At 35.9% G+C, this 20,373-nt stretch carries 14 protein-coding genes and 1 riboswitch; of the genes, 6 read left to right on the forward strand and 8 right to left on the reverse strand.

Features of this window, described 5'->3' with window-relative positions:
- Window positions 1–75: 75 nt before the first annotated feature.
- Window positions 76–1,722 carry a thiamine pyrophosphate-binding protein gene (locus J2S19_RS03245; protein ID WP_307337135.1) on the forward strand — a complete coding sequence of 549 codons (1,647 nt, stop codon included), beginning with the start codon at window positions 76–78 and terminating at the stop codon, window positions 1,720–1,722.
- A 33-nt stretch (window positions 1,723–1,755) separates the two neighbouring features.
- Window positions 1,756–2,223: a YmaF family protein gene (locus J2S19_RS03250; protein ID WP_307337526.1), complete on the forward strand. Its 468-nt coding sequence runs from the start codon at window positions 1,756–1,758 to the stop codon at window positions 2,221–2,223.
- Between the two features lie 62 nt (window positions 2,224–2,285).
- Here the strand turns inward: J2S19_RS03250 and thiC are convergent, their stop codons facing one another.
- From thiC to J2S19_RS03275, 5 genes are all read right to left on the reverse strand, one after another.
- Complete coding sequence (gene thiC, locus J2S19_RS03255; RefSeq protein ID WP_307337140.1) at window positions 2,286–4,025, reverse strand: phosphomethylpyrimidine synthase ThiC; 1,740 nt, start codon at window positions 4,023–4,025, stop codon at window positions 2,286–2,288.
- Between the two features lie 124 nt (window positions 4,026–4,149).
- Window positions 4,150–4,265, reverse strand: a riboswitch (TPP riboswitch).
- A gap of 152 nt (window positions 4,266–4,417) precedes the next feature.
- A complete protein-coding gene (locus J2S19_RS03260) occupies window positions 4,418–5,077 on the reverse strand; it encodes an MOSC domain-containing protein (RefSeq protein ID WP_307337143.1) in 660 nt (219 codons plus the stop codon).
- A gap of 405 nt (window positions 5,078–5,482) precedes the next feature.
- Window positions 5,483–5,650, reverse strand: coding sequence for an aspartyl-phosphate phosphatase Spo0E family protein (locus J2S19_RS03265; protein ID WP_307337146.1), 168 nt, complete (start codon window positions 5,648–5,650; stop codon window positions 5,483–5,485).
- 759 nt (window positions 5,651–6,409) lie between these two features.
- A complete protein-coding gene (locus J2S19_RS03270) occupies window positions 6,410–6,754 on the reverse strand; it encodes a MerR family transcriptional regulator (RefSeq protein ID WP_307337148.1) in 345 nt (114 codons plus the stop codon).
- Window positions 6,755–6,922: 168 nt separating this feature from the next.
- A complete protein-coding gene (locus J2S19_RS03275) occupies window positions 6,923–7,180 on the reverse strand; it encodes a hypothetical protein (RefSeq protein WP_307337151.1) in 258 nt (85 codons plus the stop codon).
- A gap of 810 nt (window positions 7,181–7,990) precedes the next feature.
- Between J2S19_RS03275 and fbpA the strand changes: the two genes are divergently transcribed.
- Window positions 7,991–8,185 (forward strand): Fur-regulated basic protein FbpA, encoded by a 195-nt coding sequence (gene fbpA / locus J2S19_RS03280; protein WP_307337154.1) that lies wholly within the window; start codon window positions 7,991–7,993, stop codon window positions 8,183–8,185.
- Here fbpA and J2S19_RS03285 read toward each other — a convergent pair.
- Window positions 8,182–8,958: a DNA polymerase beta superfamily protein gene (locus J2S19_RS03285; protein ID WP_307337157.1), complete on the reverse strand. Its 777-nt coding sequence runs from the start codon at window positions 8,956–8,958 to the stop codon at window positions 8,182–8,184. The two genes, fbpA and J2S19_RS03285, sit on opposite strands and share 4 nt — an antisense overlap.
- A gap of 137 nt (window positions 8,959–9,095) precedes the next feature.
- Here J2S19_RS03285 and J2S19_RS03290 point away from each other — a divergent pair, with 137 nt between their 5' ends.
- Window positions 9,096–9,554 (forward strand): MarR family winged helix-turn-helix transcriptional regulator, encoded by a 459-nt coding sequence (locus J2S19_RS03290; RefSeq protein WP_307337160.1) that lies wholly within the window; start codon window positions 9,096–9,098, stop codon window positions 9,552–9,554.
- A gap of 96 nt (window positions 9,555–9,650) precedes the next feature.
- Here J2S19_RS03290 and J2S19_RS03295 read toward each other — a convergent pair whose 3' ends face one another.
- On the reverse strand, window positions 9,651–11,492 hold the full coding sequence (locus tag J2S19_RS03295; RefSeq protein WP_307337164.1) for a DNA ligase D: 1,842 nt from the start codon (window positions 11,490–11,492) through the stop codon (window positions 9,651–9,653).
- A gap of 279 nt (window positions 11,493–11,771) precedes the next feature.
- Between J2S19_RS03295 and J2S19_RS03300 the strand changes: the two genes are divergently transcribed.
- Together J2S19_RS03300 and pulA are read left to right on the forward strand one after the other, a co-directional pair.
- Complete coding sequence (locus J2S19_RS03300; RefSeq protein ID WP_307337167.1) at window positions 11,772–12,305, forward strand: D-glycero-alpha-D-manno-heptose-1,7-bisphosphate 7-phosphatase; 534 nt, start codon at window positions 11,772–11,774, stop codon at window positions 12,303–12,305.
- Window positions 12,306–12,448: 143 nt separating this feature from the next.
- Window positions 12,449–19,063, forward strand: coding sequence for a type I pullulanase (gene pulA / locus J2S19_RS03305; protein ID WP_307337170.1), 6,615 nt, complete (start codon window positions 12,449–12,451; stop codon window positions 19,061–19,063).
- A 313-nt stretch (window positions 19,064–19,376) separates the two neighbouring features.
- On the opposite strand, the gene ku is transcribed toward pulA, so the two are convergent.
- Window positions 19,377–20,279, reverse strand: a complete 903-nt coding sequence (gene ku / locus J2S19_RS03310; RefSeq protein WP_307337174.1) for a non-homologous end joining protein Ku — start codon at window positions 20,277–20,279, stop codon at window positions 19,377–19,379.
- Window positions 20,280–20,373 lie beyond the last annotated feature (94 nt).

Genomic DNA, 20,373 nt, shown 5'->3' on the forward strand with positions numbered 1-20,373 from the left:
TTGATATGAAGTTTTTGCAGAGGATATTAAAATGATAGTTAATTTAAATCAATAATAATAGGAGGCGTTGTTAAAATGAAAGCAATTCGTGCAGTATTAGATTATTTAAAAGCAGGTGGAGTGGAGGTTGTTTTTGGCATTCCAGCAGGGTCAGTAAATGCATTTTTTGATGAGTTATATGATATTCCTGAAATCACCCCGATAATTGTTAAACATGAAGGAGCTGCATCTTACATGGCTGCTTCCTATGCGAAATACTCAAAATCGATGAGTGTCTGCATTGGTTGTAGCGGACCAGGAGGCACAAACTTGATTACAGGGGCGGCAAATGCAATGCGCGAACATCTGCCAATTTTGTTCTTAACAGGGGCGGTACCTGTTCATACGAATGGATTGAATGCTTCGCAAGAGTTAAATGCTCAGCCCTTATATGAATCGATAACAAAATATAGTGTAACAGTTAATCATGCAGCAAATCTTCTTGATGAAGTTGTAAAGGCAGTCGAAATAGCACACTCGGGGATACCTGGTCCGGTTCATGTGGCAATTCCAATTAATGTACAGCTCGAACTAATTAACCCAGATACTCCAATTCCTCACTTCCCACAGCTAAAAGTATACGAGCCACCTATGGAATTAATTCATGAGACTGCTAACCATCTTCTTAATCATCAAGATGGCATAATTTTCATCGGGCAAGGTGCAAGTAATGCAGTTGATGAAGTAATTGAACTTGCAGAAAGATTGAATATGGCCATTATAACGACTCCACAGGCAAAAGGGCTAATAATGTCAAACCACCCATTAAGTAGAGGGGTGTTTGGTTTTGCAGGTCACGAACAAGCATCAAATATGATTAATAATGGCTTCGGAGAGACTTTGCTTGTTATTGGTTCAAGCCTCGGTGAAACAGCAACGAATAATTGGAACCCCCATTTAACGAACAGTCGATTTGTCATTCAAGTTGATATTGATGAAACAGTTTTTAACCGTAAATATTATGTAAATATACCTATTAAATGTGATGCAAGGCTCTTTCTAAAAGCATTGCTTGTAGAAATTAATAATAGAATGAAAGATGAGCACTATTATTTAGAGAGAGAGGATGAATCAATTAGGAACCCTCACATTGATGCTGACTATAATAGTCAGCAAGTCCTTAGAAAACTCCAAACCCTTTTACCAACCTCTACAAGATATACAGTTGATATCGGCGAATTTATGTCATATGTCATTCATTATATGGATGTTAAAGAACCTCATACATTTGATATTAACGTACATTTTGGTGCTATGGGGACTGGTATAGGAGCTGCAATTGGGAGTAAACTTGCAGAACCTGGACGAGAGATTGTATGTATTACCGGTGACGGATGCTTTTTCATGCATGGTATGGAAATCTTAACAGCAAAGGAATATCAGTTACCGATCCTATTTGTCGTCATGAACAATTCCAGACTAGGAATGGTGTATCATGGTCATAATCTGCAATATAAACGTTCTCATCAGAGATTTGTTCAAACTCCTGTCTCCATTTCCGCAATGGCTGATAGCTTAGGAATTCCTAGTGGTTGTGTGCAATCAATAGCAGACCTAACCCCGGAATTAATGAATGCCCTACGTACAGAGAAGGGTCCTTCGTTATTAGAAATCCAATTAATTGACGAAAATATTCCACCGATGGGAGACCGTGTGAAATTTCTTTCTTCATTTGGAAAATAGCCTAAAACAACTTCCGGATTTAACACTAACAGCATAGATAAGAGTAACGTAAAAAGGAGGGGAGTTATGCTCTTTAATATTAATATAAGACCCCACCACGCACACCGTATTTACGCTAAAACAACGAATGAAAATGGTCATACGCATATGATAAAGGGATTTACACGGAACGTAAATGGCAATAGTTTTGATAAGCATGTCCATCGTTTTCAAGGAATTACGACATTTGAAAATGGACATAATCATCGTTTCTATGGAGTAACAGGACCGGCAATACCTTTACCTGGCGGTGCCCATTACCATAAGATTGAAGAAAGAACATATTTTAATTACGATGAACCACTCGAAATAAAACATGGTGGTGTTTGGTATGCAAATGAGGAACGCTCTAAACATGATCATCGCTTTAAAGGTCGAACGTATGACCGAATTGGTGTTGACCCATTCTTTTATGAATCGAATAAAGATAATGAGAGTAATTCGTTAACGTCCTTTAAATAATCGAAAGGGGATCTGAAAACCTACAGATCCCCTTCTTTAAGTTTGAGCAGGATGAGACATTCCTATCGATAAATAGAGGAGCCGCCCTTAACAAATTCATCCGCTTTTTCTTTTAAGCCTGTTTCAATTGTTTCCGTAGTGTTCTCTCTAATATTGTGTGAGATCCGCATGGAACAAAATTTAGGTCCGCACATAGAACAGAAGTGTGCTGTTTTAGCTCCTTCAGCAGGTAATGTTTCATCATGATATTCGAGTGCACGTTCTGGGTCAAGTGATAAGTTAAATTGATCATGCCAACGAAATTCGAATCGGGCTTTAGATAATGCGTCATCCCGAGTTTGAGCTCCAGGATGTCCCTTGGCAAGATCAGCTGCATGAGCCGCGATTTTGTATGCAATGACACCTTCTCTTACATCTTCTTTATTCGGTAAGCCAAGATGTTCCTTTGGTGTAACATAACAAAGCATAGCGGTACCAAACCAACCGATCATTGCTGCCCCAATAGCAGAAGTAATATGGTCATATCCTGGAGCAATATCAGTCGTTAATGGACCTAATGTATAGAAGGGGGCATCATGACATATCTCTTGCTGTTTGTCAACATTTTCTTTAATGAGGTGCATCGGAACATGTCCAGGACCTTCAATCATCACTTGAACATCATATTCCCAAGCAATCTTTGTCAATTCACCTAATGTTTGTAGCTCTGCAAATTGTGCTTCATCATTAGCATCGGCGATTGAACCAGGACGGAGGCCGTCACCGAGTGAAATTGATATATCATATTTTGCTAAGATTTCACAAATATCACGGAAGTGCGTATATAAGAAATTTTCCTGATGGTGAGCAAGACACCACTGAGCGAGTATTGAACCGCCTCTTGATACGATCCCTGTCGTTCGACCGACAGTTAACGGAATATAGCTTAGCAAAACACCTGCGTGTATCGTAAAATAATCGACACCTTGTTCAGCTTGTTCAATTAGTGTATCTCTATAAATTTCCCAAGTTAAATCTTCAGCGATGCCACTAACCTTTTCTAATGCTTGATAAATTGGTACAGTTCCGACGGGGACAGGAGAATTACGGATAATCCACTCACGTGTTGTGTGAATCTCTTTACCAGTTGATAAATCCATGATTGTATCGGCACCCCACCGTGTTGCCCATGTCATTTTCTCTACCTCTTCTTCGATGGAAGACGTTACAGCAGAATTTCCGATATTTGCATTGATTTTCACGTGAAAGTTTTTCCCGATAATCATCGGTTCACTTTCTGGGTGGTTAATATTAGCAGGAATAATTGCCCGACCTGCAGCGACTTCTTGACGAACAAATTCAGCTTCCATTTGCTCTCTTATCGCAATAAACTCCATTTCAGGAGTAATCATACCGTTACGTGCATAATGAAGTTGAGTAACACGTTTTCCCTCTTTCGCTACAAGTGGCTTATACCCTTGATCTGGAAATTGTTCTACATGTGATTGTTTGTTAGAGGAAGATTTATAGCCGTTATCCTCGGGTTTAATAATTCGCCCATCATAGTGTAAGACATCTTGACGGTTTATAATCCATTGTTCTCTTAACCTGGGTAATCCTTTGCGGATATCAATTGCTGAATTGTTATCAGTGTATGGTCCGCTCGTATCATATACTCGAACAGGATGATTATCCTCTTTTCGATAAGAAGTTACTGTTGGACTCTGACTAATTTCCCGCATCGGTACTTTTACCGTTTCATTACTACCTTGAATATAAACTTTTTTACTTCCTGGAAATGGTTTGTGAGTGGCAATCTTCATTATTATCCTCCTAAAATTTAAGATTGATAATCTATCAGAAAACCAGCATGGGGAAAATAAAAACGGGTTCTATTATTAGAACCCGTTAGAAGACAATAGAGAATTGGAATAGAAAAGTACTCTATTACAATATTCGCTACTTCCCTACGCTGGTATCATCCAGATCAGGTTCGAAGGGTCAAAAAACTTCAAACGCGTTTTTCTCTCAGTCCAAGCTAATGGACTCCCCTAGTAGAAATTGGAATTTTTTCATTTCATTACTAACTATAAAGAATACTAGCTGATTTCGTCAATAGTCTATTTTTACATACTTAAAATATGATGAAAATTACCTATAGTTGCTACAGAAAAGTTTATAAAACTACTCTATATTTAGCTATAACAATGAAAAGTTAAAAATGTCTATATTTTTTTAATTGTTGATAAAGTTTCTCTAAACGTATTTTCCACTCGAGGGATAGCTCGTTTACAGACAATATTTCTTCAATAAGTTCGGGATTCTTATCATGAAAAAACGTATGATGAATATCGGCGATAGATATTTGTTTTGGATGCTGTTCGATTTGTGTTATTGTTGAATCTCGATTTATCGTACCCTCTTCAATAACGCGAAAGAAATATCCCGTATATCCATATTCAATGATTTTACTAAGCAACGTATTAATATGTGTATGTTTATTTATTGTTGCACATGGAAATCTTCCTTGAGAAACTTGTACAACTGCCGTACCGATTTTGAAGATATCTCCTACGCAAATATCTTCCTCTTTCATACCAATTACTGTTAAATTTTCACCGAAAGCTGCTTTTGGTAATGGTTGATGATAGAGATTTTCCCATACAGTATAATGTTCGTACGGATAAATACATAAAGCCCTTTCTTTTCCACCATGATAGTCATGGTTCTCAACATCATCATCAATAATTCGCTCATATGTTACTTCTAGCTGGTCGGCTTGTGATTTTGATATACCTGAGCGATACTCTATTCCTTTGTATGTAAGTGTTTTTGGTTTGCCTTTACTTAGCCAAATAATATCTCGTTCTGCCAATCATCTCACTCCAATATAAAACTTCTACTATTTTAAGTATATATGTACAATCATAACCAAAAAAGTCGAATAGGATATCCCTAAATGTAAAACATTTTCCTTTTAATGAGAGAGATGTTTATATTTCTACCTATTAGCCGGGAGGGATTATCTATCTATTCTTCATCAGGAAGTTGAAAAATATATAAAACGATTTACACCAATTGAAGTATATATATAAGGGGGAAGCAGCCATGAAACAGAAAAAAACGACAAAGATCAATGTATACATTAACGTAGTCTGAAAAATGTTGTGAAAATGTAAGAGTCTCAATGCATATGCCTTAATTTCGTATTCCTTGTCCTCTATTAAAAAACATCAATAATGAAAGCATTATTGATGTAAAGTGAAACCACTTATTTATATTATTTTCTAATTTGTAAATTTGTTTGCTGTTCTGACATTTTCATCGTAATTAGCTGGTCAAGGTTTTGGCTTGCAATGAGTGTTTGATGCGATTCAATACCGTTTTCCTTTGCAATATGAAACATTTTTTTTCGGTACTCCTCAATTTCAACATCAATAGATTTCACAAATACCACCTCGCACTTAGCTTTACAGGAAAAAAGTTCCTAGTAATTCTATTATCGGATATTTTTTCCTAATGTAAAGGGTTAGGTGATAAATTTTTTACAAATTTCATATTTTTTTCTATTTGACACAATATTTTGTGTGTAGATGTTTAAATTAATTCAATATTTAGTCATACAATCTTTACATGTGTGTAAAGATTGTAAAATAATGTCGAACTTTCTGATTAGTGAAAATTGCAAAGTGAAACTATTATTATTGTAATAAATCGATACATGCAAATTATACACTTCTTATCACACACACACGGAGGTTCATTGAGTTAGAGTTTTTTGGAAGGGTCATTCTTACACTTGTTGTTCAATTCAAAATATTGAGTGTCGATTAAAGCTAAGTGCGAAACTTTAGCGGGAAATAGGAGAGTGGAGAAACTTTTTCCTACACAGCGTTTTACAAAAGAGGAGCAAGAACAGCAGAGGCGGCTGCTCATCATCGGTCAAACTAGAGATGAGCATCGACATGAAAATAAGAGATCGCAAAGTTCAAAAGGCGAATGATGATGTGTAATCATAAGGAGATGACTAGAAGTTTGCTGTTTGTGCCGCCATAACTATGAGGACAGCAACCACTTCGTTTTTTGCTGTGTACTCTTACTGTAATCAACCTAATTGACAACTAAGGAAAAAGCATCAACACATACGTAATTAGCTTAAATATAAAGAGTAATCCCTTTGTTACAAGCAATAATTACGATTCAGTTGTTACAACTGACCACGTCTATTTCTAAATTGCGCATTCAACTGACCTTGTAACATTTTTTTCTTGATATCATCCTTACTCTCGCGTTCACGCTTTCTTTCCTGCAGACGCATTTCTTTTAGGATTTCAGTTGTTTGTACACCATCTTCACGTTTATCTGCAATATCCATCAAAGTTTCAATATCGTTAAACGAATATTTTCTAGTTCCGTGGTCATTTCGAAAAGGTGCGATTAATTTTCGTTCTTCATAATAACGAATTTGTCTTAATGATAATCCAGTCAATTCACTAACTGTTCCGATAGAAATTACTTTCTTATCTTTATAAGAGCGTTCTTGTTTGTCCATACCTCCACCTCTTTAAGAAACGTTGTTACAAATAGTATACTCGAAGATGTGAAGAATCGCTCTATAAATGTTATATAATCTAACATTAAATGTTATAAATAGTAATATTGTGTGAGTGAACATAACAGAGGGGTAGGCTAATTACACTATTTTGTAGTAAATAACAGGTTATATTGCACGAGATTGTGTTGAGGATTGGAAATCTTTTGTGAGCATACTTGCAAGATTTTGTAGAAACTGTTCGTGAAACATACATGTAACATCTTCGAACTGATTTGTGTCTAAATTATAAATAGTTAATGTATTTAGTGATAAATCACTCAGAATTGCCATATATAACTGTAATGGCTTTGGTTCAATTTCATTTAGAAAATACACTTTCTTACTTCTATCATGTTTTTCCACAGCAATTACTCGAGTTTTCATCATTTCACTCCTATCATTCATTGAAAATATTCTCGACTAAATTGTCATTTTTTAAACATGTAATATTACATGTTACTTTAGGAATCTTTCAAAAAGATTGTGGGTTTTTTCACGAACCTTTATAAGGGTTTGTTGGGGTTGATTGCGATGCATGCGAGGGAGCCTCTGCATCCGTCCAAATAGGAGGCTCACCACTCACAATGCAGAAAGCGAATTACTGCGAGAGGTGACTAACCGAAAATGATAGTTCAGTAAAAAAAGCAACGATGTTGACAAAAACAGTGGTTTTGGAATTCACATCCGCAGGGATGAGTCTGCCACACAAAGCGAAATGCTATACAAGGCTAATTCGTGAACATTATTTTAGTGAAGTCATCTACCAGATGTCTCTAGTAATATCTATTAGTTCCTAATTTTAAAGATGTTTGTATATGACTAACGTATATAATGAATGATTGCTGAAGATGACAAGAAGCCTATAGTATGTGTGGGACTGATGTGGACGATTTTTAATATCGAGGGAATTGAGCATGTAGGAGATTGGACCATCGATTCACAAGTGGACGAATGGCTTCGATTTTACACGACATATTTGCTCTAGTTGAAATCAAAGAAAGCAGCATTGTATGTTAACGAATGTTATATGTTTCAAGAGGTGTTTATTGAAATGAAATGTTACAAAAAAACTAGCGTAGTGCTTCATGAAATTTTAATATGTTGCAAGAAAATCTTAACATTAGCTTAATTGTCTACTAACAATTATAAGGTAAAGTAAAAGTTAGAAAATATATTCATATGGAGTTGAAAGCAATGAGTAAAATGTTACAAAATGCCCTTGAGGAACAGCGTAATTATTATTCTCAAAAATTACTTGCTATCGGTGTATATAATCAGCAGGTGTTAAATCAAATGACACTTACAGAATTAAAGGAGGAGTACCAATATTTTTATCATACGAAGACACAAAAGAAAGTACGAGAGCCAAAAGTGAAAAAGCAAAATTAAGAAGAAAAGAAGGCAGGATTTGTTTTTTTTAGGACACTTAAGAAAAACTGATTTAGTTCTTCCTCGATTTGTAATGGTTGATGACTTAGTGTATGCGCATGATTTTCGATTTGCGGGATTGCTTCCTCTATAAATTGAAGTAACATATCGGATGAAAAATTGGGTTGCCCTTCCTTTTTTGCATCGTGAAGTAATTGAAGTTGTTTGTAAACTACTTCGTCTTTAATTACCTGTCTACACATTGTTATAAAATCATAATTAGGTCTCTCGTTATGCTGTATAAACGTAAAACAAATAAGTATTGGTCTTATACAATTAATATAACGTTTCGTTGTATTGTTCGATTCTTTTTTCATCGAGAGATAACTTTTTTTTGCCATATTCACATAATGATAAATTGTTGTTCGTAAAGAGAAGGCTTTACTTGTCAATAGCTTAAGTGAATCTAAGATATTGTCGTCAAGTTTATAGTGTAGTGGAGAGGAAACCCATTCTTGTAAGGATGGATTGGATTTTTTAATTAGTTTTAACGTCTTTTTTAAATCCCAACCAACGATTTCAATATTAGGTGATAACTTCACTTCAATTACATCACGCTCTTCATTGATTTTAAGATAAGAATGAACTTTTCTCACATAAATAAAGCGGACGTCATAATCACTATCGGGAGAATCAGTTCCCCAAAAACGACTCCCTGCTTCACAGGAATATAAAATCTGAATATTTTCTTGAAGCTCTATTCGATTTAATTCTTTAAGAATAATGGATTTCATAATTACCCGCCAATCTTGTTATTTATCGGTACTCATATATATTTTACTCTACAAACACGAAAAAACCTTCAAATATTGATAAAATCATAGTAAAATTAAACATAATCGAAAGAATATGAGTATAAGAGGGCGATAATATGAAGTCATATACAGAAGAAGAGTTACAAAATGCTTTAGATTTGTTTCGAATTTTTGCAAGGGCTTTCAAAAGTGTATCTGAGCATTCGATTCGCGATAGTAAAGAACATGGCTTTAATCCAACGGAATTTGCAGTATTGGAATTACTTTATACGCGAGGTCCGCAAAAACTACAGCAAATTGGTTCAAGATTGTTACTCGTTAGTGGTAACGTTACGTATGTGATTGATAAGCTAGAGCGAAATGAATATATTTATCGTGAGCAAGACCCTAAGGATAAACGGTCTGTCTATGCAAAATTGACTGATAAGGGACAACAGTATTTAGATGAAATATATCCAATCCATGCTATACGTATTGCACGAGCTTTTTCTGGGTTAACGGATGAAGAACAATCCCAATTGAAAGCGTTATTAAAAAAAGCTGGTGTTCACAGTCAACATTTATTGTTTCGTTAAAAATATTGTAACCGTTTTCTGAGTGGAGAGTTATGGGGCTCTGTTATGTGTAGATAAACATACATAGGAAGTGCCCCAATTATTATTTTAATCGGACTATGTATTTGTTAAATTGATAAGGTCATGGATAATTGTTTTTAGTATTTCATCTTGTGGTGATGAATAATATTCTTTAAACGGACAACCAACTGTTTCTTTACGATTGAGAACATAGTCCATTGTAAATTTATTTACCGTTAATTCTTCGTTTACTTCCTCCCAAAATAATGGTGCTGCAATAAATGCTCCGGCTTTTTTTCCTCTTAATGAATATGGCGCGATAATTGTTTTGCCTTCTGCATGTTGAATGTAGTCTACATATAATCGTTGACTGCGATTTTTCTTTAATCTTTCAGTAGTAAAATGTTCTGGAAAACTTGTGATTAAATAATTCGCGAGAAATTCAGTGAAAATTCTTGTTTGCTCATAAGTTAATGAATTTTTTGACAAAGGAATGTGAATTTGCAAACCTTTATTCCCTGATAATTTCGGAAACGTTTTTAAGTGAAACCGATCAAAGACCTTTTTCATTTCTCGTGCAGCTTTAATTGCTAAAGGAAAGTCTTCTCTTGATGGTGGATCTAAATCAAAGACAATTTCAGTCGGCATCTTTGTATCATATGTTTGGAATGGTACATGAAATTCAAAGGCTAATTGATTACCTAGCCAGAGTAAAGTTGATAAATCATTGCAAACGATAAAATCAATATCCTCTTGGCGAACTGTTTTAATAAAAGCTGGTGCGTATTCAGGACAGTTTTTTTGATAAAATGCTTCTCCAAACATGCCATGCGGAAAACGAATGACAGTTAATAAACGGTTTTTAATAAAGGGAAGCATATAATCTGAAATCTGATATAGATAACTAATAAATTGTTCTTTTGAAACATCGTTTGTTTCCCACAATGGTTTATCTAAATGAGTAAATTGGACCTCATTGTGTACAGGAGCAATTCCTATCATTAATTGCTCCCATGTGCAATCATCAGGTTTTATATCAAATTGAAAAGAAACAAAAGATGGCTCTCGTAATTGTCCCTTATATAATGATAAAAATTGAACAGTTACAACAATAGCTGGGTCTATATCGATTTGTGTATGAGATTCAGAACGTTTATTTTCTTTCATAATCGAAACTAATGCGGCACGCTCTTCACTTGAGATCCCATGTGAAAAGCCACCAACAGACAATAATTCGCCTTTTTTATATACAGATAAATGGAAATAACCATTTGTCTTGTCGTACCCAGATATAATAAAGTTGCTTTGCTTGTAGTTTTTTATTTTTAACCATTGTTTTGTTCGTAGTCCACTATCCCATTTACTTTGTTTTTGTTTGGCTATGATACCTTCTCCGTCTTCCATTTTAATTTCTTGCCATAATGAAGCTGAATTCTCATATTTGGGTACAAACTGTAATCGATTCTGAAGATCTGGACTTACGTATAATGGTAATTGGAGTTTTTTAAAAAGTTGTTCAAGTTCCTGTTTACGTGTCATATATGACTTTGATATGAGCGATTCCCCGCCTATAGTGAGCAAATCAAAAGCAACAAATGAACATGGGAACCTTTCTGCTTCATGAAGTATTTTATCACTGCTCTTTAATCTTCCTCTCATTTGCATTCGCTCAAAATCTGAATAATGTTTTGAAGTAAGTGAGACGATTTCGCCATCTAAGGTTAATGGAAGATAAGGTAATAGTTTTTGACGGAGCTCTTTAATATCATTTTTAATTTCAGGAAATTGGGTTTCTAAAGGCTTTTCATTTCGACTCATTAATTGTATCGTTGTTTCAGTAATTGTTATGATACATCTAAAACCATCATATTTTGTTTCGTAAGCCCACTCTTCTCCATTTGGAATGTCGTTATGTAAAGTTGGTAGCATGGGCTTCATATATTTTCACCAAACATATTTACTCATCCTTTGTTATATCATAGTGTCAGTAAGAATTATAATGACTTGATAATAGTATAGTCACATTAAAATATGGTCATTCTTCTATTATTGATTATTTCTTTTAAGTATTGATTTTTAGTATTTGTAATTGCTGTAACTTTTTATTAAGATGTGGGTGCAGTAGATTATTACTAAATTTATTTGCGTTTATTTCATAGTGATTTAATAATGCTTATTAGTAGGTACATAATTTTACGAAAAGTCAGGAGAGAGTTTATGAATCGTGCTGTGTTTTTAGACCGTGATGGCGTTGTTAATGAAGTATTATCAAATCGTGTAAAATTTGTTAATAAACCAGAACAATTTTATTTACTCGAAGGTGTTGGAGAAGGAATTAAACGATTAAAAGACGCTGGCTACTATATATTTGTTGTAACCAACCAAGGCGGGATTGGGTTGGGCTATATGAAAGAGGCGATGCTTCATAAGGTTCATAAAAAAATGGTCCGCCTTATTGAGGAAGAAGGCGGACACGTTGATGATATCGTATATTGTCCACATAAACCACATGAAGGGTGCGTATGTCGTAAGCCTGAACCAGAAATGATAAATAGGCTTGCTGAAAAATATGATATCCAATTAAATAAAAGTTATATGATAGGGGACCGTGACGTAGATATTTTAGCAGGAAAGAAAGCAGGCACGAAGACAATAATGATTGGACCAAAGGCTGAAGATGCAGATTATCGCTTTTCTTCACTGTTGGAGGCAGCAATATGGATTATTGCACAGGAAAGTATTAATGATTAAACGCTTACATTTTCTATTGCCATAAATTTCTGATAATGATATTCTATTAGAGTAAACACTTTGAAAACGTTATCAAAAATTTTATGCAACATTGTGCAATCGTTTTCCTAATGTTTGAAAGAATTATAGGGAGGGAACAGAGATTGAGTAGAAAAAAGAGAAAAGCTCTATCGCTCATCATGTTGTTAACGTTACTTGTCCAGCTATTATCAAGTACGGTCATTAATGCAAACGTTAGCGCAGAATCAACAAGTCCACGGATCAATGAAGATGGGACTGTAACATTTGTCTTCAAAGGAGCAGCAAAATCGGTAAAACTTGCTGGGAGCTTTACCGATTGGGAAACAAATGCAATTGATATGAGTGAACAGCCCGAAAATGTTTGGGAAGTCACAAAGCAACTTGATGCAGGTGAGTATGAGTATAAGTTCATTGTTGATGGGACATGGCTTACAGACCCATTGAACGGTGAAATACGAAATGACAACTCTTACTTTAAAGTTAGTCTAAAATCTGACCATGAGGAAGAAGTACAAAGTCCAATCTTCAATGAAGATGGAAGTGTAACATTTCAATATGTTAGCAAGGGAGAGAAGTCACTTTATCTTATAGGAGATTTTGTAGACTGGGATGTTAACAAAGCATATGAGATGACTGAGAAAGATGGAGTCTTTTCAGTCACAGTAAAAGATTTAAAAAATGGGGATTATCAATATAAATTTCTCCAAAATAATCGCACGTGGGACGAGTCAATCACAGACCCTAGCAATGAAAACTTAAAAGATGGCAACTCAGTTTTCACTGTAAATAAATTATCTAGCCCAACGATGAATGAAGATGGATCAGTTACATTCACTTATAAAAAGTCAAATGAAAGCGCTGTATATTTAGTAGGTAGTTTCAATGATTGGGACGTATCACAGGCGATCCAATTGGTAGAAAAGGACGGTTTTTATACAACGACTCTCACTGATTTACAACCAGGAACATATGAATATAAATTCATCTTGAATAATCGCAATTGGGACGAGTCTACAACAGACCTGTTAAATGACGTAGCAGCAAATGGTAATTCAGTATTTACAATTGAAGGAGCAGAGGATATTACGGTTGTATCAGCATTAATGGATGCAACAGATGAAATACTTGTGACAACAAATAAGCCATACAAAGAACAGGTTTTTACTGTTACAGATCGAGCTGAAGGCACGACAGTACCGGTAGAAATTCAAGCGATTAACGACAAAAAAGTAAAACTAATACTTAAAAAAGATTATCAGGTGGATGTTCGCAAAATCTATGATGTGAAGGTAGGCAGTTCACCTGAAACGAGTGTAATCATGCGCAATATTTTAAATGATGAAGAATATTATTATGAAGGTAATGATTTAGGTTACACATATACAAAAGAGAAAACTACGTTTAAATTATGGGCCCCTACCGCATCAAATGTTAGTCTAGCAATCTATGACGAAGCTGGTAAATATGAGGGTGCTTTCGTTAAAAATCATACAGATGGTCAAGAGACAAAAATGACTCGTGCTGACAACGGAGTATGGTCAATCGAAATTAATAAAAATCTTAGTAATAAATACTATATGTACAAGGTTGAATTTGCTGATGGTACGATGCATTATGCAGTTGATCCGTATGCAAGGTCAACGTCTGCTAATGGTCAACGAAGTGCGATAGTAGATTTAGCTAGTACGGATCCTGAAGGATTTAATCCGTTTGATAAGCCTGCTGCCGTATCAATGAATGATGCAATTATTTATGAGCTTCATGTAAGAGACTTTTCTATTGATGAACAGTCCGGAATGAAAAATAAGGGTAAATATTTAGCGTTTACAGAAACAGGTACGACAGGTCCTAATGGTGTTAAAACAGGTGTAGATTCACTTAAGGAGTTAGGGGTAAATTACGTACATCTATTACCGACATATGATTTCGGCTCCGTAAATGAACGAACGGTTGATGATCCAAATTCTTCTGAAGCAAAATTTAATTGGGGCTATGATCCGGTACATTTTAATGTTCCAGAAGGTTCATATTCGACAAACCCACAGGATCCAACGGCTAGAATTAAAGAATACAAGAAAATGGTGCAATCGTTACACGAACAAGGAATTCGAGTTGTAATGGATGTTGTCTACAACCATACATATATGAATGAGTCAACACAACTAGAGGGCAGCTCCCCGTTCGACTTAATTATTCCAGGCTATTACTACCGGACTGATGATACTGGAAAGATTACTAATGGTTCAGGAACAGGTAATGAAGTCGCATCAGAAAGACCAATGGTTAGAAAATATATTAAGGATTCTGTATCTTACTGGGCAAATGAGTATGGAATTGATGGATTTAGATTTGACTTAATGGGTTTAATCGATAAGCAAACGATGCAAGAAATTACAACTGAATTAAAGGAGAAGGTTGACCCGACAATTATCGTTTACGGTGAACCTTGGACAGGTGGGTCTACTAGCTTACCGCAAGCATTGCAAAATGTTAAAGGCAGCCAAAAGGACCAGGGCTATGCAGTGTTTAACGATAATATCCGTAACGCAATAAAAGGAGATAGTGATGGTGCTGGAACTGGCTTTGCAACAGGTGCTAGTGGAAAGGAAGCAGATATCGTTAAAGGAGTAGAGGGTTCGATTCATGATTTTACAAACCGCTCATCTGAATCGATAAACTATGTGACAGCACATGATAACCTAAATCTATGGGACAAGATGATGAAAGTTGCTGGTGAGGACAGTAATCATACTGACTCAACTTATAATCCTCATGCAGTCATAACTGAGGAGAATGTACTAGATAATGAATGGGTAAAACGTAGTTTACTAGCGAATGGTATCGTGTTAACTTCTCAAGGCGTGCCATTTATCCATGCAGGCGAGGAAATGCTCCGTAGCAAATATGGTGACCATAATAGCTATAAAAGTCCTGATCGTATTAACAAAATTCGCTGGGAATTAAAAGACGAACATGATTCAGTATTTCAGTATTATAAAGGCTTAATTAAATTACGAAAAGCACATTCAGCCTTTAAAATGGACGACAAAGTAAAAATTGAAAAGCATTTACAAGTTTTCAAGCAATCTGATAATCTTGTAGCCTATCAATTAAAGGACAATGCAAATCAAGATACGTGGAAAAATATTATTGTTATTTATAATGCGAACAAGGAAGCGAAAGATGTCACGTTACCTAAGAGCGGAAACTGGAATGTTGTAGTTGACCATACAAAAGCCGGTACAGATATCATTCGTTCAATAAATGGTGACGAAGTGAAAGTTGAAGGACTTTCGATGATGGTGCTATATGATGAAGCAGAGGCTGTATATACCCCTGTAGCTACAACAATTGATGTAAATCTAGAAAATTTAGCAATGAATCCAAATGAGTCTAAAAGAATTACTGCAATCGTAAAGGATCAAAAAGGCCGTGTTATGCTTGGGGAAGATATTACATGGACCTCATCGAATGAAAAGGTAGCAACAATAAATAATGGTCTTATTGATAGCTTGAACAAAGGTGAAACGGTGATAACGGCAAAGGCAGGGGGCGCAACAACTACTCTCAATGTAATTGTCGACAAACTCATACCTACATCTATAGTGATTTCAGGGAATGAGTCCGTATTTGCTTCTTATTCAACACAATTAACATCATCTGTGAAAGATCAATATGACCAACAGATGCTCCATGCCAAAGTGATGTGGTCATCGTCTGATAGAAACATCGCAACGGTTGATAATACAGGAAAAGTAACTGGAATAAAACCAGGAACTGTAACAATTACTGCTAAAGCAGGCGATGCAATTGAAACGTTTGATGTAACAATTAAGAAAAATGTAAAACGCTATGTTCAAATAAAGTATGTACGACCTGATGGGGACTTTACTGGAGACTTTGGCTCGTGGAATGTATGGGTCTGGAATACTGGCGTTAAAAATGACCAAATCGATTTTGAAACAATTGAAGGAGACACAGCGATTGCGAATGTTGAAATCGCGCCTGAAACAGAATCAATTGGCTTCCTACTTCGAAAAGGGACTGATTGGGATACGGCAAAAGTATCGCCAGACAGTGATGACCATAATGTGTCGATTAACCCGAATGATATTGTCACAAAAGTCATTGTTGAAACAGGGAAACAAGGTCAAGTTGTTATCCCATCGGTAAATGGACCTGTACTAGAGGATGGAGATGTAACCTTCTTCTATCGTGATGAAGACTTATTCCAAGCAGATGAAATGAATACGATTGATGATGTAAAAGTAAAAATTGCTGGTAAAGAATATGAAATGGACTATAGTGATGAAAACGAGTACTTCTCATATAAGCTTGATGGCTTAGAAGAAGGAACATATGAATACACCTTCTTAGTCACTAAAGATGGAGAAACAAAAGAAATATCTGACCCGAAAAATACGAAAAATGGTATTTCTAAAATAACATATAATCGTCCCAAACTGAATATTGAAGCAAAACTAAATACAGATGAAATAACCTATGGTGAACACGCTGTCTTATCTGTAAATACGTCATCGGAACAAGCTGTAGGCATACGTGAGATGTTTGTTAATTTGGCGCCATTAGGTGGAAAAGAGAAAGTGGTAATCGATAAATCGGTTGGTGCTATTTCGATATCACCTAGTGACACAGTTACAACAGGAGAAAAGGAGCTTATTGTCACTGTTATTGATGAGTTTGGCAATACACATAAGCAGACAGTTGTGGTTCATGTCCTTACGAAACAAGCTGTCGGTGATGAGCTAGCATTTGATTGGGATGAAGCCAGAATCTACTTTATGTTAACAGACCGCTTTAAAGATGGTGACCCATCAAATAATGGTGGAAAAGAATATGATCCGAATCATGCCGAAGCATATCACGGCGGTGATTTCCAAGGTATTATTGATGAACTAGATTATTTAGATAACCTAGGCATTAATACGATATGGATAACACCAATAGTTGATAATATTGATTTTAATAAAGGACTTGATTTTCATACTGCAGACGGACTTGAAGCAAAACAATATGGATACCATGGATATTGGGCTAAAGATTTCACTGAGCTAGATGAACATTTAGGTGATATTGAAACGTTCCAAAAATTAATCGAACAAGCACATGATCGTGGCATAAAAATTATGCTCGATGTTGTGGTCAATCATGCAGGCTATGGTATGGATGGCGAGATACTCGAATCATGGAAAGAAGATGCCGAGAATCTACCTACTTCAGAAGAGATTGCAAAACTGGAAGGAATGTTAAGAACGGTTGATGAAGATCCAACTGTTCGTGGTGAATTAGATAATTTACCAGACTTTAAAACAGAGGATCCTGCAGTAAGAAAACAAATCATTGACTGGCAAACAGCGTGGCTGGAAAAGGCAAGAACTGATCGAGGAGATACGATTGATTACTTCCGAATCGATACGGTAAAACATGTTGACCCTGCAACATGGCAAGAATTGAAAAATGAATTGGCAAAAATAGATCCTAACTTTAAAATGATTGGTGAATATTGGGGTGCAAGTGTCACGAATGATGGTGGTTATTTAGGTACAGGGCAAATGGATTCACTGTTAGACTTTGATTTTAAAGAAAAAGCAAAAGCGTTTGTTGATGGTGATATCGATGCGGTTGAGCAATATTTACAAGAACGAAATAGCCAATTAACGAATACTGCTACATTAGGTCAATTTTTAAGTAGTCATGACCAAAATGGTTTCTTAACAGAATATGTAAACGGTGATGTAGGTAAACTTAAAATTGCCTCTGCCTTGCAAATAACCTCTAAAGGTCAACCAGTCATTTATTATGGAGAAGAGCTCGGAAACTCTGGCAAATCTGATTGGGAAAAAGATGGAGAAACTGTTCTGAAGTTTGGACAAAATCGTGATGACATGCCATGGGAACTATATAAAGAGAAGGACCCACAGGCAATGGAAATACACAAACACTATTCAACATTACTAAATATCCGTGCTGACTATTCAAAGGTATTTTCAAAAGGTACTCGTGAGAAGATAGCAGGTGGAGATGAGGATGATTACTTAATCTTTGCAAGAGAATACGAGGAAGAAAAAGTGCTTGTGGGCATAAATACAACAAGCTCACAAAAGCAAGCAACTTTTAAAGTAGAGTATCCTGCAAATACGACCGTAACAGATGTATACAATCAAAAAGAATACACTGTAAATGCTAATCAAGAAATATCTGTTAGTCTTCCAGCCAGAGAGGATGGGGGTACAGTTGTACTAGTTGAGGAGAAGGCAAGTGAGCCAGAAAAACCTGGAACTGACCCAGGGGAAGAACCACAAAATCCGGGAACTGAACCAGGAGAAGAACCACAAAATCCGGGAACTGAACCAGGAGAAGAACCACAAAATCCGGGAACTGAACCAGGAGAAGAACCACAAGAACCGGGAACTGACTCAGGGGAAGAACCACAAGATCCAGGAGCTGATTCAGGAGAAAAGCCAGAGAAACCTGGTACTAATCCTGTTCAAGAACCGAATAGTAATGATGATCATCCAAACCGAGGTACCAAACCAGATGGAAATGAAGACGTATTTGAACCAATCGTTGAAACAGATAAAGATGAGGCAAAGAAGGCTGGAGAAAAACTTCCTTTAACCGCTTCTTCAGTTTATAACTGGTTAATAATCGGAGCAATGATTTTCGTGATAGGCTTTATCGCTTTAAAATTCCAAAATGTAAAACGAAATAACTAATTTTTGTGGGTGGCTCATGAATCTATGAGTCACCTTCGTTTTTGTGTAGTGATCAGAAATACAAATATATATCTAATTCTGTAGAAAGTTGTCGAATGGTAGATTATTTTAAAAAGTCGAGAGATTTTTGCTCAAAGTTGGGAGATTTTTGTTTATAGTTGACAGATTTTCATTACAAGTTTTCAGAATGAGGGTGTGTATGCGTTTACAAAATGTGGTACTTGTCTTTTTACTCCTAAAAGACAAAAGAGGCATCCAAATTTGATAATTTGAATACCTTATTTCCGAACTGTGTGTTTGCTCTTAAGAATTGCTACGCTTTTTTACGAACTGTTTTCGTTTTCTTACCCGTACCAGTAGTTTGCGTTTGCGCCGTATTGTTAGCACCAACAGCAACCTTTGTTGTTGCTTGCTGTGGTTGCGCTTTTTCTGCAGGCTGTTTTTTCGTTTTCTCGATACTGGCTTGAAGAGCACTCATTAAATCGACAACATTTTGCCTTGGTGCTGCATTTTCTGTAGGAGTTTTTCCTTCGTTTTGATTCACTTTTCTCTCGATTAATTCTTGTAATGCAAGACGATAATCATCTTTGTATTTTTCTGGGTCAAATGTTGTTGTTAATTGCTCAATTAACATGATGGCCGTTTCGAGTTCTTTGCTACCTACCTCAACTTGCTCTGGGACACTAGGTACTTCTTTCACATTTCTAACTTCATCTGGGTAATGAACAGTTTCCATGACAATACAGTTTTCATAAACTCGTACCATAGCGAGCTGCTGTTTAGATCGGATCGTAATTTCGGCAACTCCGATTTTTCCTGACTGCTTTAAAGCTTCACGAAGTAATCCATACGCCTTTGCACCATTTTCTCCAGGTCCAATGAAATAAGAACGGCTGAAATAAATTGGGTCGATATCCTCCATTTTGACAAAGTCAATAATTTCGACGGTCTTGTCTTCATGCTCTTCTTTTAGTTCTTGAAGCTCATCATCGGTCAACACGACATATTTTCCTTTCACATATTCATAACCCTTTACAATCTCGTCCTGCTTCACTTCTTCTTCACAATTTGGACATTTTTTTTCATATTGAATAGGTGAATGGCATTTTTTATGGAGAGTTCTTAATTTGATATCTTTGTCTTCGGTTGCTGCATATAGCTTAATCGGTATATTGACTAGTCCAAAGCTAATCGAGCCTTTCCACATTGTATGCATCGATGGCTTCCCTACTTTCTTTTGTTTTAAGATTAGCTTTTGTTTGATTCAAGTCATACATGTATGGGGAAGGCCACCAAATATTCCCTAGACG

This window comes from Metabacillus malikii, from assembly GCF_030813355.1.
Classification (GTDB): Bacteria; Bacillota; Bacilli; order Bacillales; family Bacillaceae; genus Metabacillus; species Metabacillus malikii.